The organism is Candidatus Thiodiazotropha endoloripes (assembly GCF_001708965.1).
Taxonomy (GTDB): Bacteria; Pseudomonadota; Gammaproteobacteria; order Chromatiales; family Chromatiaceae; genus Thiodiazotropha; species Thiodiazotropha endoloripes.
Genome location: NZ_LVJW01000003.1, coordinates 166,808 through 184,026 on the forward strand (window position 1 = coordinate 166,808; position 17,219 = coordinate 184,026).

Below are 17,219 nucleotides of genomic sequence, written 5' to 3' on the forward strand. Positions count from 1 at the left end.
GTCAATCCTCCAGTGAGCCCATCACGGCCCCGTTGAAACCATAGACTTTGCGATCGCCGGCAAGGGCCACCAGGGTCACCTCACGGGTCTGGCCCGGTTCGAACCGCACCGCGGTACCCGCTGCGATATCGAGACGGAAACCCCTGGCCTGCTCCCGGTCGAATTCCAGGGCCGGATTGGTTTCGGCAAAGTGGTAGTGGGAGCCGACCTGGATCGGACGATCACCGGTGTTGGCCACCGACAGGGTCAGCTGTTGGCGTCCTGCATTGAGCTCCCGCTCGCCCGCTTCGGTGAGAATCTCACCCGGTACGATGGCGGCGCCCTGGTCACGCTCGGTGGGTAGAATTGGGTCATGCACGGTGACCAGCTTTGTACCATCAGGAAATGTGGCCTCCACCTGAACCTCGTGGATCATCTCCGCAACCCCCTCCATCACTTCCTCACTGCTCAGCAGGGTGCGGCCATAGTCCATCAGCTCGGCCACGGTGCGGCCCTCTCTCGCCCCTTCGAGGATGGCGCAGCTGATATAGGCCATCGCCTCCGGATAGTTGAGCTTGAGTCCCTTCTCCTTGCGCCGTTCGGCCAGCAGTCCCGCCGTAAACAGCAGCAATTTATCTTTTTCTCTGGGAGTAAGTTCCACATCGTCCTCCTCGATAGTGTGTTAGGTATTCCAGACCCGGGGCTCACAGGCGGGCCGGTTGATCATGGTGGGTCTCAGTAACTGCCAAATTCGTTTGAAATGGTTTCTGACCTGTTCGGTCGAGTCACCAAGGTAGCGGACAATCAGCAGACCGTCGGTGTGGGTGATGCCAAGTCGTTGCGGTTGATTGTCGAGCTGGCGGATCTCATCGCTCAGTGATACATCATCCAGGGTGGCCAGCATTGTCGCCACCACCGGATTACCGCCAAGTCCTGCCAATCCATCAAGGTCGGGGCTCTCCTCGATCAGCGTGCGTTCTATCAACAGCGGCTGGTCGTCTCGCCAAAGGGAGAGTTTGAATTCCGCCCGTCCAGGATCGAAGCGTTCGTTTATTGCCGGGCGTCCCAGGCAGTTGATCTCCCAACCGATAAATTGGGCGCCGTCGCTGAGTCTGATCTCTGTCGAGAGGGCTACCTGTGCACTGGGAAAGAGGATGTTCTCCTGGGGAAACCACTCCAGAGAGCCGCCGCATAGGTTGAGTCGTTGCTGCTGATGGGCGGTTGGTCCGATGGATCGATAAAACTTGGCAGCACCCGGTGTGGTGATCAGGGCATTGGCCTGATGGCTGACATCCACATCGATATCGAGTCTGTCTCCACCCACCACCCCTCCGGGAGGGTGCAGCAGATAGATATGGCACAGATCGCTTTCCGGGTAGAGGGCCCGTTGAACTGACAACGGGCCCTGGCGAAAGCGCTCGGAGAGGATGGTTCTATTGACTGTTTTGCGAAACCCAAGTTTGAGACGGGCGTGCCAGCCTGGCGTCATGGCGCTGAGTGGACTTTGCATTGAACTGGATCAGTCCTGACTGGCCGTGTTTGTTACCTGGTCAAACATGGGATTCGTGTCAACGGCTCCTAGTCATGCCTTTTTCTTTTCAGCAGATACTTGAAACCAAAAAACAGTGGCAAGCCGATTGCCAGCATGAGTAACAGGTGTTCAACGAGATGTTCCATTGACGCCGGGCTATGGTGGGCCATCGCTGCGCTGCTGAAGAGTGCCAGCAGAGAGAAAACGAGCAAGCCAAGGTTCTTCATGATATTCAAGCTCCTGTAGACATTAAACAGTCAGGTATTGTCGAATCAGATCATCGTTAAGCTGACCCATCTCCCCGGCTGCAACATGGCGTCCCCTGTCCAGGATGCAGAAGCGATCAGCCACCTTGCGGGCGAAGGGTAACTTCTGTTCAACCAGTAATACCGTCAAACCGATCTCCTGATTCAGCCTTATTATGATATCACCAATCTCTTGTACAATATTAGGCTGAATCCCTTCAGTTGGCTCGTCGAGAATCAACAGTTGCGGATCGATTACCAACGCCCTGCCAATGGCCAGCTGCTGTTGCTGTCCGCCGGAGAGATCCCCACCTTTTCTGTCGAGCATCTCTTGCAGAACCGGAAACAGTTCAAAGATGAAATCGGGGATTTTATTGCGCTCCTTTTTGCGCACCGGCAGGCCGATACGCAGGTTCTCTTCCACCGTCAGCATGGGGAAGATCTGCCGGCCCTGGGGTACATAGCCGATACCCAGTGGCGCTCTGCGTTCAGGGATCAGTTTGCTGATGGAGTCGCCTGAAAAATTGATATCGCCGGAGGCGATCGGCAACAGTCCCATAATGCACTGGAGCAGGGTTGTCTTGCCCACACCGTTGCGCCCCATCAGGCAGGTGCATTGGCCTTTGGGTACATCCAGGTCCAGATCCCACAGGGTGTGGGATTCACCATAATATTGATTGAGTTTTTCAATCTTCAGCATGATTTCAGCTCTCTCCCTGTTCACCCAGGTAGACTTCCACCACCCTGGGATCGTTTTGAACCTCATTCATACTGCCTTCCGCCAGTACGCTACCCTGGTGCAGCACGGTGACCTTGCGGGCTATGGAACGGACAAAATCCATATCGTGCTCCACCACCACCACCGAGTGCTGTCCGGCCAGAGAGGTGAGCAGTTCAGCCGTGCGGTCCATCTCCTGGTGGGTCATGCCGGCGACCGGCTCATCCACCAGCAAAAGTTTCGGATCCTGCATCAGCAGCATGCCGATCTCCAACCACTGCTTCTGTCCATGGGAGAGAGAGCCGGCGAGCTGAGTTCGATGCTCCTGCAGACCGATGATCTCCAGTACCTCGTCGATCCGTTCCAACTGCTGGCTGTTGAGACGGGCAATCAGGGTAGGCCAGACCCGTTTGTCACCGGCCATCGCCAGTTCCAGGTTCTCGAACAGGGTGTGGGATTCGAATACGGTCGGCTTCTGAAACTTGCGACCGATGCCGGCCTGGGCGATATCCGGCTCAGAGAGATGCAGCAGGTCGATGTTCTGTCCGAAATAGGCACTGCCGGTATCCGGTCTGGTCTTGCCGGTGATGATGTCCATCATGGTGGTCTTGCCCGCACCATTGGGTCCGATGATGCAACGCAGTTCACCCGCATCGATATAGAGGTTGAGATTGTTGATCGCCTTGAAGCCATCAAAACTCACTGAGATATCTTCCAGGTAGAGAATGGTGCCGTGGCTGACATCGACCTCCAGACCGCTGGTCTGCATCATGAAGTCGAACACCCGGTCGCGCCGCATGGTACTGCGCAGTTGATCGAGGGCCTTCATGGTTGCTTATCCTTGGCCTTGAACAGACCGATCACCCCTTTGGGCAGAAAGATGGTTACCAATACAAACAGGGCACCCAGGGCAAACAGCCAGACCTCCGGCAGTGCAGCGGTAAAGTAGGTCTTGCCGTAATTCACCATTAACGCACCGGCGGCAGCGCCATACAGGGTCGCCCGGCCACCCACTGCTACCCAGATGACGATCTCGATGGAGTTCAAGGGTGAAAACTCACCGGGATTGATTATGCCCACCTGGGGTACATAGAGCGCGCCGGCAATGCCCGCCAGTACGGCGGAAAAAGTAAAGATCGCGAGTTTCACATGTTCCACCTTATAACCGGTGAAACGGGTTCTGTCCTCTGCATCGCGGATCGCCACCGCGACCCGTCCGAGCCGGGATGTGACAATCATCCGGCAGGCCAGGTAACCCAATGCCAGGGCCAGCGCCGAAGCGACGAAGAGGGCGATTCTGGTGCTGTCCTCCTGCAGGCTGTAGCCGAGAATATCCTTGAAATCGGTGAGTCCGTTGTTACCGCCAAATCCCATTTCATTGCGGAAGAAGGCGAGCATCAGGGCATAGGTCAACGCCTGGGTAATGATCGACAGATAGACTCCGGTCACCCTTGAGCGGAACGCAAGCCAGCCAAATACAAAGGCGAGCAGACCGGGTACCACCATGACCATCAGCATGGCGAACCAGAACATATCGAAGCCATACCAGAACCAGGGCAGGCTGTCCCAATCGAGGAAGACCATGAAATCCGGCAGTAACGGATCTCCATAGACACCCCGCTCACCGATCTGTCGCATCAGATACATACCCATGGCATACCCGCCAAGGGCAAAGAAGGCGCCATGACCAAGACTGAGAATCCCCAGGTATCCCCACACCAGGTCAACCGCAACCGCAAGCAGGGCAAACGCCAGATACTTCCCCAGCAATGCGATGGTGTAGGTGGAGATATGCAGTGGGTTGTCGGCTGTGGTGAACTGATTGAGGAGCGGTACAACCACTGCGATCAGCAGCAACAGTGCGAGGAAAATCTGCCCGCCCCGGTCGGCTTTCAGCATGTTTAACAGCTTCATGCGTCAACCCTCCGCAGCCCGGCCTTTTTGAGGGAAGAGTCCCTTCGGCCGCTTCTGGATGAACAGAATGATAAACACCAGTACCAGAATCTTTGCCAGTACCGCGCCTGACCAGGGTTCGAGAAACTTGTTGGCGACCCCGAGTGACATGCCGCTGACCAGGGTCCCCCACAGATTGCCGACGCCGCCGAACACCACCACCATGAAGCTGTCGATGATGTAGGACTGGCCCAGGTTGGGGCCCACGTTGGTCAGTTGACTCAATGCCACCCCGGCGATTCCGGCCACTCCGGATCCCAGACCGAAGGTCATGGCGTCGACCCACTCGGAACGTACACCCATCGCCCGGGCCATGGCGCGATTCTGTGATACCGCTCTGACCTGCAGACCGAGGGCGGTCTTTTTCAAGACAAAGAACAGTGCCGCAAACACCAGCAGACAGAATACGATGATATAGAGCCGGTTCAGGGTCAGTGAGAGGGCGCTGTTGATCTCCCAGGCGCCACTCATCCAGCTGGGTGTCTCCACCGAACGATTCAGAGGGGAGAAAATCGAGCGTACCGTCTGTTGCAGGATCAGGCTGATGCCGAAGGTGGCCAGCAATGTTTCGAGTGACCGTCCATATAGAAAACGTATGACACCTCTTTCGATGGCGATACCAACCAATCCAGAGACAACAAAGGCGGTGGGTATGGCGATCAGTGTGGCAGTACCGATACTCTCCGGCATCAACAACTGAATGACATAAGTGGTATAGGCGCCAATCATGATCAACTCGCCATGGGCCATGTTGATCACACCCATGACGCCAAAGGTGATCGCCAGACCGATAGCGGCAAGTACCAGTACCGAGCCAAGACTGAGACCGAAAAAGAGATTTTCGATCACCGCGTAGAACTGCAGTTTTGCATCGATGCTGTCGAGCGCCTGTTTAATACTCCTGGCCAGTGCTTCATCCTCTGTCTGCTGCTGAAGTTGGTTCAGGGCATTTCGTACCGAGGGATGGATATTGCCACTGAGCAGCTTTACCGAATCACTACGCAGTTGCTTGTCTTCAGAGCTCAGATCGGACAAGGCGATGATAATCGACATCGCTTCACGAATTTCACCATCCTGCTCCTGTTCAAACATTGGCCGGATGATCTCAGCTTTGTCGATATCAGCCTTGTTGAGAATTTGTTGAATGGCTGCCAGGCGCTTCTCTCGATCAGGGCTTTTCAGATCGAAGCTGGCCAGCGCACTGCGTATCAGAGTACGCATTTTGTTATTCACCGAGATCTTTTTTAGGGCTCGTTTTTTGACCTCACCGAGGGCTTCCTGGCTGACTGCCTGTTGTATTTGATAGGTTTTCCCCTGCTTCTCTGCAATTACCAGCTGCTTGGTTTTCTTCCACTTGAAAAGACGACGTTCCAGCAGGGCTTTGAGAAGGTTCTGTGCCTGAGGGGTTGCTGTTTCTGCCAGTAATTCTATCGCCTGATACTTCTGTTGAAACTTCTTGCCTTTGAGCAGTTCAACAGCCTGGTCGAGCTTTGGTTCTGACGCATCGGCAAAGCTCGATGTGCCAGGTGCCAGTAGCAGGACTAGCAGCAGAATGATGGTTTTTATTTGCTTGGTGATAGTCATCTTCCGGTATCAGCTGAATCGTTCTTGGAAACCTGTGTCAGTTATCACTGCCGCTGTTTCTGATCGTGGATGCACCACGGTTGCTGCCTGTTGGTTTTTCATTTGCTGGTAGTAAGTTCTTGCAAAGCCTTTTATGAATAAACGAGTATCGCAGTACGATCGGAGCGTACCCTTGCAAGCAGTCCTGGTGTTTAGGAGGGCTCCTTCCCTGGAGCCGAGAGGTGTTAAATCAACCCGAACAAGTTATTCGTAGTTCTGTCCAGAACACTTGCTGGTCTTGATGTTGTAGTTACCGCAGGCGAGTGGGGCTCTCCAGTCGGAAATGATATCTTTGGAGCCGGGCAGAAAGTCCGACCAGGCATCACCGGCTACCAGGCCTGATGTCTCCCAGACTACTTCGAACTGCCCATCTTCCTGAATCTCACCAATCAGTACGGGCTTGGTGACATGATGGTTGGGCATCATCGCTGACAGGCCACCGGTTAGATTTGGAACAGCTACGCCGATAATGGCTTCCTGAACCGCTTCCGGATCTGTGGTGCCCGCCTTCTCAACCGCCTTGACCCACATGTTGAAGCCGATGTAGTGGGCTTCCATGGGATCGTTGGTTACCCGTTTTTCATCTTTGATGAAACTCTTCCAGGCAGTGATGAACTCCTCGTTGGCTTCGCTATCCACGCTCATGAAGTAGTTCCATGCAGCCAGGTGTCCAACCAGAGGTTTGGTGTCGATGCCGGAGAGCTCCTCTTCACCCACCGAGAAGGCGACGACAGGAATGTCTTCTGCAGAGATTCCCTGGTTACCAAGCTCTTTATAGAAGGGGACATTGGCATCACCGTTGATGGTTGAGACCACAGCGGTCTTGACCCCGGTGGAACCGAATTTCTTGATATCCGAAACGATGGACTGCCAGTCGGAATGACCGAACGGCGTGTAGTTGATCATAATATCCTTGTCTGCCACTCCCTTGCCTTTCAGATAGGCTTCGAGAATCTTGTTGGTAGTGCGTGGGTAGACATAGTCAGTACCGGCCAGAACCCAGCGATTTACACCGATCTCATTCATCAGGTAATCAACCGCCGGAATCGCCTGCTGGTTTGGTGCGGCGCCGGTATAGAAAACGTTCTTGGAGGACTCTTCACCTTCGTACTGTACCGGATAGAAGAGCAGGCCATTCAACTCCTCGACCACCGGCAGTACAGATTTCCTGGAAACCGAGGTCCAGTTACCGAAGATTGCGGAGACTTTATGTTTGCTGAGCAGTTCACGTGCTTTTTCCGCGAATAACGGCCAGTTTGAAGCAGGATCGACCACGACCGGTTCCAGCTGTTTGCCAAGCAGGCCGCCATTTGCATTCTGCTCTTTGATCAGCATCAGCATGGTGTCTTTCAAGGTGGTCTCACTGATCGCCATGGTGCCGGAGAGTGAATGCAGAATACCTACCTTGATGGTGTCGGATGCCTGTGCAATCGAGGTGATGGAGAGTGCAAGACCTGTAGCTGTGCCAAGAACCAATTGCTTTAGTTTCTGTTTCGATATGCTCATCTGTTATTCGTCCTATTTCGTTAGAGTCAACGTTTTTGGTCTGAGGAGCCTTATCGCATGTACTGTGCCAACTATAAATATTTGTTCTATTTCAATTAGATATCTCATTTTAGTGCAAGTGGAATTTTTAAGGCGCACAGTTTTGGCGCTTGATGCATATGGTTTTTCGAGTTTCTGACCCAAAGCGGTGCGGATGGGGAGTGGGAGAAGCACCAGAAAGATGCATTTGGTTGTTTAATTACTATTTCATCTACATAGGTGTGTTGTTTGGTTCTGCCCCCAAGTCGTTGTGGTGCAGGAAAGGGTGTTCAGTTACCCCTGGTCAAAAGGAAGCCGACTAAACTTAAATTAAAAAAAGGTGACAGGAGTTGAAGGTGGACAGGTCGTTTGAAGACGAGATTCAACAGATTGGCCGTCAGATGTGGCAACAGCGTCAGCTCAAGGAAGGGATCAATCGATCCGCCTGGATCGACCGTTTGCTTCCCCAGTTGATCGCCGATAATCATTTGCGCACCCAAGCACTTAGGTTCATCGATGCCGTGCCGATGCTGAACGATGATAAAACTTTGGTGAGACATTTCAAGGAGTACTTTGGTGAAGTGGATCCGGGCCGTCTCCCGGCGCTGATCAGTTGGGGAATCAGACGCATCTCCCTCTATTCCATACCAGGCTTTATGGCGCCGGTTATCAGGGCTGCGGTGAAAGGCGTTGCGCATCGATTCATAGGCGGTGAAACCGTGGCTGAGATCGTTGATTCGGTATCCAGGTTGCAGCAGAGCGGCATCCATACCAGCCTCGATCTGCTCGGCGAGGAGACGGTAAGCGAAAAAGAGGCGTTTGCCTATCAGCAGGCCTACCTTGATCTGATTCAGCAGCTCGCCAGGCAAGGGTTTGATGATCTGAATCTTTCACTCAAGCTCTCATCCCTCTATTCGCAAATCACACCGGTCGATACGGATGGCGCGGTTGCAATTCTGTCTGAGCGGTTGATGCCGATCTGTGATGCGGCAATGGATGCTGGGATCAGCCTCTGTCTCGATATGGAGCAGTATGACTATAAAGCGATAATTTTCAGAGTGTTTAAACACCTCGCCATGCAGCCATCCTATCGGCAGTGGCAGGGGTTTGGTGTGGTGTTGCAGGCGTATCTCAAAGAGAGTGATGAGGATTTGACTGAACTGCTCGAGTGGGTTGAGCAGCGTGGCGTGCCTGTCTCTGTCAGACTGGTCCGTGGCGCCTATTGGGATATGGAGACCGTAATGGCACGACAGCAGGGCTGGAGTGTACCCGTGTGGCAGACAAAAGCTGAAACGGATGCTTGCTATGAACGTTGTTTAAAACGCCTTTTTGCATCGCCACTGATCTATCCTGCGGTAGCAACCCATAATATCCGTAGCCTTGCCTGTGCTGTTGTATTGGCCGATCAGACGCAGCGTTCGCCGGACAGTTATGAGTTTCAGATGTTGTACGGTATGTCTGATGAGCTCGAGGGTCTGGTTACAGAGCGCGGCCTGAAACTGAGACTCTACATGCCTTATGGCGAACTGCTACCGGGTATTGCCTATCTGGTTCGTCGGTTGCTCGAAAACACATCGGACCAATCCATACTGCCGGTGCTGGAGAGTGCGGATGTTGAGAGAGTCCTCGCTCCGCCTCAGGTTGGTGAGAATCGGCGCTCTGAGTTTGAGGCGGAGTTCATCAATCATCCACTGCACCGATTTACCCAACAGTCGGAACGTGAAAACTTTGCCGCTGCATTGAGATCGGTTGAACAGAATCTGGATAAGACCTATCCACTGTTACTGGCAGGTCATTTAACAATCGAAGAGGCTTTTCTTGAATCATTCAATCCTGCCAAGCCTGATGAAATCGTTGGGCGAGTGGTCCGGGCCGGTGAGGATGATGCGGAAGTGGCATTGCAGAGAGCAGTCGATGCGCAACGTGATTGGGGGCGGAAACGATTCAGTGAAAGGGCCGATCTGCTTCAAGCGGCGGCATCGAAGTTGATCGAACATCAGGATGAATTTGCCGCCTGGGAAGTCAAAGAGGCGGGTAAAGGGTGGCAGGAGGCCAATGCGGATGTCGCAGAAGCGATCGATTTTCTTAACTACTATGCTAAAACCGCACGTCGCTTCGACACCGTCGAGCAGCCCGACATGCCAGGTGAGATCAATACTCATGAATATCTTCCACTGGGGGTCGGAGTCATATTGCCGCCATGGAATTTTCCATTGGCCATCCCCGTTGGAATGGTTGCTGCAGCAATCGTATGTGGCAACAGTGTTGTCTTGAAACCCGCTTCTGAGACGCCAATCGTGGCGTGGCATTTGTGTAAACTTTTGCAAGAGATTGGTATGCCTGAAGGCGTTGTGAACTATCTTCCGGGTAGTGGCGCCGTGATTGGTGAGGCCATGGTGCGTGACCCAAGAACCAATTTTGTCGCCTTTACCGGTTCCAAAGAGGTCGGACTGCACTTGTTAAACGTTGTGACCGGGCTTTCAGAGTCCCAGCGTCAGATTAAAAAAGTGATCGCTGAAATGGGTGGAAAAAATGCCATCATCATAGATCAGGATGCGGATCTGGATGAGGCGGTAAAAGGGGTGATCGAATCGGCCTTTGGTTACCAGGGGCAGAAATGCAGCGCCTGCTCACGGGTGATTTGTGTGGAGGGGATTCACGATCTGTTTGTTGCAAGACTGGTCGATGCGGTCGAAAGTATCCGGATCGGTGACCCGGCGTTGCCCGGAGTTACAATGGGTCCGGTAATCTCTGAAGCTGCCAAGCAACGAATTGTTGATAAGCTGGATGCGTGTGAATTGACTGCCTCATGTGTATCCAAGGTTGAACTGCCTGCATCACTAAGGGGTCACTATCTTCCGCCAATGATTTTCAGTGATGTTCTGGAGGATTCACCGCTGGCACAGCAAGAGCTCTTTGCTCCGGTAGTGGCAGTATTGAAGGCTAAGAACTTTGCTGAGGCGATAGATATTGCCAATGACAGTGATTATGGACTGACCGGCGGGGTATACAGCCGTTCACCTGACAACCTGAGATTGGCAAAACAGAAGTTTAGCGTCGGTAATCTCTACCTGAATCGAAAAATAACCAGAGCCAATGTGAATCGTCAGCCGTTTGGTGGTTTCAGATTGAGTGGTACAGGCTTTAAAGCGGGCGGCCCTGACTATTTGCTGCAGTTTCTGCGGGCCAGAAATATCACCGAAAACAGCATGCGCAAGGGATTTTCTCCGGAATCGGTTTAATGGTGGGATTTACTTATCACAATTATTTTCGAAATTAGTGTTTTATACACCGGTGTGTACAATACCGGGGATTGAAGGGAGAGTCTGAGAACGGTCTAAACGGAACATGAAATCGATCAAGCAAGCGATTTTAGACAAGCAGATAGATCTGCTTTTTTCCTACAGTGGCACTGTGGTGGCCTCAGGGATAGCCGTTGGCTGTTTTGCCTGGATATACTTCTCATTTGTTACCGACACACCTTGGCTGATGCTCTGGGGGGTGTCGCTGATCGGAGTGAATCTCGCCAGGCTCTATCTACTGCGTAGTTTCAAACGCATCAATAAGCGTCAGGCAATACTCAGTATCTGGCTGCGCAGGCATCTTGTTCTGACATTTTTCAGTGGCCTGATATGGGGATTGCTGAGTCTTACCTATGATCCGAACTGGGCGACGTCACACCAAGTGATGCTGGTGATGTTGCTGACCGGTTTGGCAGCTTTCAGCATTACAGCTTATGCCGCAGTACTTGAAGTCTATGTGGTGTTTCTTATTCCCTTGCTGCTTCCCCTGGAGCTGGATCTGTTTGCCAGGGGGGAAATCTTCACCTCGGTACTTGGTATGCTGTTGCTGTTGTTTGCCATCGGTATGCTGTTTGTCGCGAGACGGTTTTATACCCAATACATTGAAAGTATCCATCTGTCGTTTGAACACCAGTTTCTGCAAAAGGAGTTGTTGAATGGAACACAGAATTTGGAAAGTATGGAGCATGCCTTAAAGAATGCTGAGCAACAGTTTGACAATGTTCTGGAGACCTCTCTGGATGGATATTGGGAGTGGGATCTGCAGAAAAACGATCTCTACCTCTCTCCGCGTTGGAAGGCACAGTTGGGTTATAAAGATCACGAATTGAAGAGTGAACTGGATACCTGGAAGAATCTGCTGCATCCTGATGACCGAAACGTGATTCTCGAAAAGCTTGATAACTATCTGATTCACCCCAGAGGGCATTGGGAAGCGGAATTCCGTTTACTCAATAAAAGTGGCGGTTATCGGGGGATTCTGGCGAGAGCAACACCGACGCTTGATAAGCAAGGTAAGTTGATTCGATTGACCGGTGTGCATATCGATATCACAGAGCGAGTCAAAGCGGAAAATAAAATAAAGAAGCTGGCTTATTACGACAGGCTGACCAAGCTGCCCAACCGTATACTGTTCAATGACAGAATCAGTCATGCAATTTCCCAATCCAAACATACTGGCCTGAAGTTGTGCATTCTGTTTTTGGACCTGGACCGGTTTAAAAATATCAACGACAGCTTTGGTCATCCAGCCGGTGATCATGTATTGAAAATGATTGCGGAAAGGTTGAAAAAGGTTGTCAGGGAGGATGACACGCTGGCGAGACTGGGTGGTGATGAATTCGCGGTATTGGTGGAGAACGTTCACCACTCTCATCATGCGGCGCTGATGGCGGGTAAGATCAAAAGCAGTTTCGAAAAAAGTTTTGTGGTTGGTGGTCACGACTTCTATATCAGTGGCAGTATCGGTATTTCGGTCTATCCAAACGATGGGGGCGACGCGGCCAGTCTGCTGAAAAATGCTGATGCGGCCATGTATAAAGCGAAGAACATCGATCGAGGTGGTTTTCAGTTTTATACCGAAGAGCTGAGTGAAAAGGCTCTGCGACACTACACCATAGAGTCCGGTCTTCGTCAGGCTCTCAGCAAGCAGCAGTTTTCGGTTCTGTATCAACCCAAGATCGATCTCTCATCCGGGGCGATTAAAGGTGCTGAAGCACTGGTACGCTGGATCCATCCGCAATTCGGAGAGATACCCCCGGAACAATTCATACCCATAGCGGAAGAGACGGGTCAGATCAGAGGGATTGGTGAATGGGTCTTGTTGCAGGCTTGTAAAACCGCACAGGATTGGCAATCTCGAGGTCTCGATATCGGCAGAATGGCTGTCAACCTTTCCGGTGTTCAATTGCAAAGTGAAGACTTTCTGGAGACGGTGAAGAGTATTCTGCTGAAAACCGGTCTGCCTACTGATCTGCTGGAACTGGAGGTTACGGAAAACATACTGATGCGTGACAGTGAAAAGTCGATCAACTCGCTTGTTGAGCTGCAAAGCATGGGGATCAATATCGCCATTGATGATTTCGGTACCGGCTATTCATCTTTGGCCCAACTGGCCACCCTGCCTGTCGATAAATTGAAAATCGATCGAAGTTTCGTCACCAATATCTGTCAGGATGAACAGAGTGCGGAGATCTCGAGAACCATTATTGCCCTGGGTCGTACCCTCAGCAAGGTTGTGATTGCCGAGGGGATCGAGTATTCCGATCAACAGGATTTTCTTCGTCAGGAGGGTTGTGATGAAGGTCAGGGTTTTCTATTTTCCAAGCCAATGACTGGTCAACAGTTTGTCGAATTCACCGAGCACAACGGCCAGCAGGCCAGATTGACCACCTTACAGTCGTAACTGATCAGCTCATTATGCTCATCGCAACTCATTGTGGTGATTGGTCTCCATTTGCGGCACAAACAGAGCCTTGGTTTTATTCTGAGGCAAAAAAATCAGCTCCTGGTTAAACCTGAGGAGCTGATTTTGCGGAACTGGTCTTCGGCCTTACTGCAGTCGCTAGACTTTTACATCAATGTTGTTGCCGAGGGAAGATGATGGGTTGGCTTTCGGTGCACTCTGCTCCACAGACTGAACCATCTGTACGGCAATCTGTTCCTGCATCTCCATGACTTTCTTCTGCATGGCCACACTAGTCTCTGTTCCTGCATTCGCAACCATGCTGACTGCGGAAGTGCTGACACCGGCAATGTCCATAACTCAACTCCTGAAATTCTCAGTTGGGATTCACTTTCCTGTAGCGGCCTACAGGGCGAAATCTTTAGTCTGTTCAGCGCTTCGAAGGTGGTGTGAATCCGCGATCGTTCCGGTTGGTTCCATGCGAAGAGCCATGATTGTAACGCATTGATAAATCAAGGGAAGGTTGTGGAATCGTGCGGCTGATCGGGAGCTCCCAAGGTGCTGTTCAAAGCTTCTGAACAGACCTTCATGGGGGAATTAAAAGAGTGAGTTTTTAGCTCTCCCTGCCTCCATTTTTCCGGCGATATGTGAAGCTTCAGGCCTCATGCGTTGGCTGTCAAACCATTGCCAAAATCTGTTCATGTTGCCGTTATAGCCGGTAAATCGGGAGACCTCATTGCCCTGTTCGAACAGCACAATGGTGGGGGTGGCGATCAGACTCTTCTGCAGTTTCCAGCCAGCAGGTGGTTGTCTCGACAGGGTGCTGGCAATCTCCACCTCAGCCTGCCAGTGGTCAAGAATGTCGGCCTTGAACTGTTGGCAGAAGATGCACTCTTCCGCTTCGAAAACCACCAGCTGTTGTTGTGGATCGAGTTTTGCACCATCCAGCATGGCGGTCGTTGATGGTGGTTGCAGGCGGCTCTCCTGACTGTCCGGATAGATCACACCGGTACCACCCAGGCCACAGTAGCCATTCGGGTTCTTGACGAGGTAATCCTGGTGGTAGGTTTCTGCCGCAGAATAGTTTGTGAGCGGGGCGATCTCAGTGGTTATCCTGCCAAACTTCTTTGCCAACAGGGCCTGTTGATAGATATCACGGGTTTTAACTGCTGTAGCTGTCTGATCATCATTGTGGGTATAGATCGCGCTGCGATAGTTCGATCCCACATCGTTTCCCTGTCGGTCACCCTGAGTCGGATCATGATTTTGCCAAAAACCGATCAATACCGCTTCCAGACTGGTTCTGTTGGTGTCAAAAGTGACTTTCACTACCTCGGTATGGTTACGCTTATCGGACAGCCCCAGTTTACGCAGGGATTCGTGACTGAGAATTTTGCGGTAGCTTGCCTCGATTTCACCATTTGCATAACCACTCTCCACATCGACCACTCCCGGCAGCGCCGACATTCTCTTCTCCGCACCCCAGAAGCAGCCCATTCCCAGAATGATACTCTCGAGATGATCTTGCTGGCTGTTGGCCTGGGCGATTTGAAAGGGAGCCAAAATCAGCAGTGTCAGGGTCAGAAGCGTGTTGCAACGGTTTTTCATAACTCAGCCTGTAACGAAAGTTACTTCAGTGGAATTATCTACAGTTTAAGTTAATGAATATGGATCAATCCTCACGTAAAGATCACAAAAATATCCCCGCATTGCCGCAGGTATTTCCGGGCACTGTAGTTGATCGACTGCCACGGGGCTGAGCGTCTCTGACCCGTGGCAATCGATTCAGGGTTTCGAGGACAAACGGATCAACCGGTACCCTTCTTCAGCTTTTGTGAAGCTTTTAATGTGCTGCGGTAGAAACGCCCGAGTGCCCGATCCCTGGCTCGCTTCTGTGCGATGGTTGCACTGTTCTGCTGCTGTTCCCGCATCAGTTTCTGATAGTTGAGCAGACGTCGCTGATCCAGCTTACCCTGTTCGATGGCTGACTCGACCGCACAACCTGGCTCACCCTGGTGGGCGCAATCGCTGAAACGGCACTGCTCTGCAAGGCTGGTGATATCGGAGAAACTCTCCTCGATACCCTGCTCACAATCATAGAGCTGCAACTCCCTCATCCCCGGGGTGTCGATCAGAATACCACCGGAAGGGATAAAGTGTAGCGATCTGCCGGTCGTGGTGTGACGTCCCTTGCTGTCATCCAGGCGGATCCCCTGTGTGGCCTGGTGGCCACCACCCAGGAGTGTATTCACCAGAGTCGACTTGCCCACCCCCGAGGATCCCAGCAGGGCAACGGTTCTGCCGGTTGTGCACCAGAGATTCAGTTCGGCCACGCTGCCGCTCTGTTGCCCGTTCACAGGGACCACACTCAAGATTGGGTCAATCGCCTCTATCTGTTGAACATAGGAGTCGGGATCCTGGCAAAGGTCTGCCTTGCTGAGTACCACCACAGGTTCCACCCCAGCCTCTGCAGCGATTGCCAGATAACGCTCGATACGGTTCAAATTGAACTCTTCATTGAGCGAGCTGACGATGAACAGGGTATCCACATTGGCCGCAATCAGCTGGGTCTCAACCTTGCTGCCGGCCGCCTTGCGGGCGAACAGAGTGAGTCGGTCCAGCGCTCTGTAAAAATGGTTTTCCAGGTCCAGCAGCAGCCAGTCACCTACCGTCATGGCGGGCATAGCGTGGGTAGTGGGCAGGGAGGTGATACCCGCTTCGGTTTCAACTTCCAGTCTGGAACGATGCTGGGTGATTACCCGTCCGATGGTGAATGTTTCCAGCTCTTCCAGAGAGAGCTGTTGTTGGAAAGAGGGTGACCAACCCAGTTGGTGTAATGATTTATGGTTAGACATGAGTGCCCCCGATGCATAAAACGCATCGTTCTAATGACAATAACTCGATGGGGCTTGGGCCCCGGTTATAAAAACCGGGCAGAGACTAGCTGGTGGTCAGCTGGCTGCCCGGGGGGTGTCGATTACACTCATTCATACCCTCCGGCTTGGATTGGTTAACTGCCTGTAAATTAGCAGAATGAATGAGCGGGTTCAATGCGCTGAAAGGAGATATCCTGTAATGGCGGTCAAAAATTCTGGTTTTTTTGGCATGATTATTGTCTATCACGAACCCCATGACTCATTCCAAACCGAACAAACCGCTGCGTGTCATGCTGGTGGACGATAAGTCCGACCGGCGGGAGATGATCGATTTTGCACTGCGCGATATCGAGTGTGCACTGGTGGCCTGTGTTTCCGGTGACGGGGATCTGTTGTCAGCGGTGCAGCAGTGCAATCCCGATGTGATTCTGATCGATATCGAGGCGCCGGGCAGGGATACGCTGGAGAGTCTTGAATCGGTACAGAGTACTGTGCCCCGCCCAATGGTGATGTTCTCCCAGGATGACAATAACCGGACGATCCGCCGCGCCACACAGGCCGGGGTAAGCGCCTATGTGGTGGATGGTCTGCAGGGCAATCGGGTTCGCCCGATCATCGATGCGGCTGTCGCGCGCTTTCAACATTTCAACCATCTTGAGTCGGAGTTGAAAAAAGCCCATCAGCAGCTGAATGACCGTAAGGTGATCGACAAGGCCAAGGGGATCATCATGAAACAGCGTGGACTGAATGAGGAGCAGGCCTATCAGGCGATGCGCAAGTTGGCGATGGACACCAATCGTAAGATTGCCGAGGTGGCACAGAACATCATCGAGGCAGCCAGTATCCTCTCAGGATGATTCTGTGGAGTGCGCTTTCATGAGCCAAAGTTGTGCATTTGCACAATCTTGGTGACTTTTTTTAGTGCGCTTTGCCTCGGTTGTTTGTAAGGAAGGTGAGCCATTCTGTCATCGGATTTGTCCAGTCTCTCTCTTTTTTTACTGAATTATCTCTCTTAAAAAACAACAACTAAGTAACTTGAGGCGATCGCACATGCTGACCGCTGC

At 52.2% G+C, this 17,219-nt stretch carries 14 protein-coding genes; 3 read left to right on the forward strand and 11 right to left on the reverse strand.

What is annotated here, in order from left to right:
- Position 1 precedes the first annotated feature (1 nt).
- From ureA to urtA, 8 genes are all read right to left on the reverse strand, one after another.
- On the reverse strand, positions 2-640 hold the full coding sequence (gene ureA, locus A3193_RS00795) for an urease subunit gamma (RefSeq protein ID WP_069013797.1): 639 nt from the start codon (positions 638-640) through the stop codon (positions 2-4).
- Between the two features lie 21 nt (positions 641-661).
- Complete coding sequence (locus tag A3193_RS00800; protein WP_069004305.1) at positions 662-1,489, reverse strand: urease accessory protein UreD; 828 nt, start codon at positions 1,487-1,489, stop codon at positions 662-664.
- A gap of 68 nt (positions 1,490-1,557) precedes the next feature.
- On the reverse strand, positions 1,558-1,737 hold the full coding sequence (locus A3193_RS00805) for a hypothetical protein (RefSeq protein ID WP_069004306.1): 180 nt from the start codon (positions 1,735-1,737) through the stop codon (positions 1,558-1,560).
- 22 nt (positions 1,738-1,759) lie between these two features.
- Positions 1,760-2,455, reverse strand: a complete 696-nt coding sequence (gene urtE, locus A3193_RS00810; RefSeq protein ID WP_069004307.1) for an urea ABC transporter ATP-binding subunit UrtE — start codon at positions 2,453-2,455, stop codon at positions 1,760-1,762.
- Positions 2,456-2,459: 4 nt separating this feature from the next.
- Positions 2,460-3,302 carry an urea ABC transporter ATP-binding protein UrtD gene (gene urtD, locus A3193_RS00815; protein ID WP_069004308.1) on the reverse strand — a complete coding sequence of 281 codons (843 nt, stop codon included), beginning with the start codon at positions 3,300-3,302 and terminating at the stop codon, positions 2,460-2,462.
- The gene (gene urtC / locus A3193_RS00820) at positions 3,299-4,387 is read right to left on the reverse strand and encodes an urea ABC transporter permease subunit UrtC (RefSeq protein WP_069013798.1); all 1,089 of its coding nucleotides are present in this window, start codon (positions 4,385-4,387) and stop codon (positions 3,299-3,301) included. Before urtC ends, urtD begins: the two co-directional genes overlap by 4 nt.
- A gap of 3 nt (positions 4,388-4,390) precedes the next feature.
- The gene (urtB, locus tag A3193_RS00825) at positions 4,391-6,010 is read right to left on the reverse strand and encodes an urea ABC transporter permease subunit UrtB (protein ID WP_069004310.1); all 1,620 of its coding nucleotides are present in this window, start codon (positions 6,008-6,010) and stop codon (positions 4,391-4,393) included.
- A gap of 243 nt (positions 6,011-6,253) precedes the next feature.
- On the reverse strand, positions 6,254-7,555 hold the full coding sequence (urtA, locus tag A3193_RS00830) for an urea ABC transporter substrate-binding protein (RefSeq protein WP_069013799.1): 1,302 nt from the start codon (positions 7,553-7,555) through the stop codon (positions 6,254-6,256).
- A 374-nt stretch (positions 7,556-7,929) separates the two neighbouring features.
- Between urtA and A3193_RS00835 the strand changes: the two genes are divergently transcribed.
- Positions 7,930-10,815, forward strand: a complete 2,886-nt coding sequence (locus A3193_RS00835) for a proline dehydrogenase family protein (protein ID WP_083218531.1) — start codon at positions 7,930-7,932, stop codon at positions 10,813-10,815.
- Between the two features lie 106 nt (positions 10,816-10,921).
- Positions 10,922-13,279, forward strand: a complete 2,358-nt coding sequence (locus A3193_RS00840; RefSeq protein WP_069013800.1) for a putative bifunctional diguanylate cyclase/phosphodiesterase — start codon at positions 10,922-10,924, stop codon at positions 13,277-13,279.
- Positions 13,280-13,438: 159 nt separating this feature from the next.
- On the opposite strand, the gene A3193_RS00845 is transcribed toward A3193_RS00840, so the two are convergent.
- The 3 genes from A3193_RS00845 to rsgA all read right to left on the reverse strand — a co-directional run bounded on the left by A3193_RS00845 (position 13,439) and on the right by rsgA (position 16,134).
- Positions 13,439-13,636, reverse strand: coding sequence for a putative motility protein (locus tag A3193_RS00845; RefSeq protein WP_068987712.1), 198 nt, complete (start codon positions 13,634-13,636; stop codon positions 13,439-13,441).
- A 240-nt stretch (positions 13,637-13,876) separates the two neighbouring features.
- A complete protein-coding gene (msrA, locus tag A3193_RS00850) occupies positions 13,877-14,887 on the reverse strand; it encodes a peptide-methionine (S)-S-oxide reductase MsrA (RefSeq protein WP_069013801.1) in 1,011 nt (336 codons plus the stop codon).
- A gap of 200 nt (positions 14,888-15,087) precedes the next feature.
- Positions 15,088-16,134 (reverse strand): ribosome small subunit-dependent GTPase A, encoded by a 1,047-nt coding sequence (gene rsgA, locus A3193_RS00855; protein WP_069013802.1) that lies wholly within the window; start codon positions 16,132-16,134, stop codon positions 15,088-15,090.
- A gap of 275 nt (positions 16,135-16,409) precedes the next feature.
- Here rsgA and A3193_RS00860 point away from each other — a divergent pair, with 275 nt between their 5' ends.
- Entirely contained in the window at positions 16,410-17,012 is a 603-nt protein-coding gene (locus A3193_RS00860) for an ANTAR domain-containing response regulator (RefSeq protein WP_083218239.1), read from the forward strand.
- The last annotated feature ends 207 nt before the right edge of the window (positions 17,013-17,219 follow it).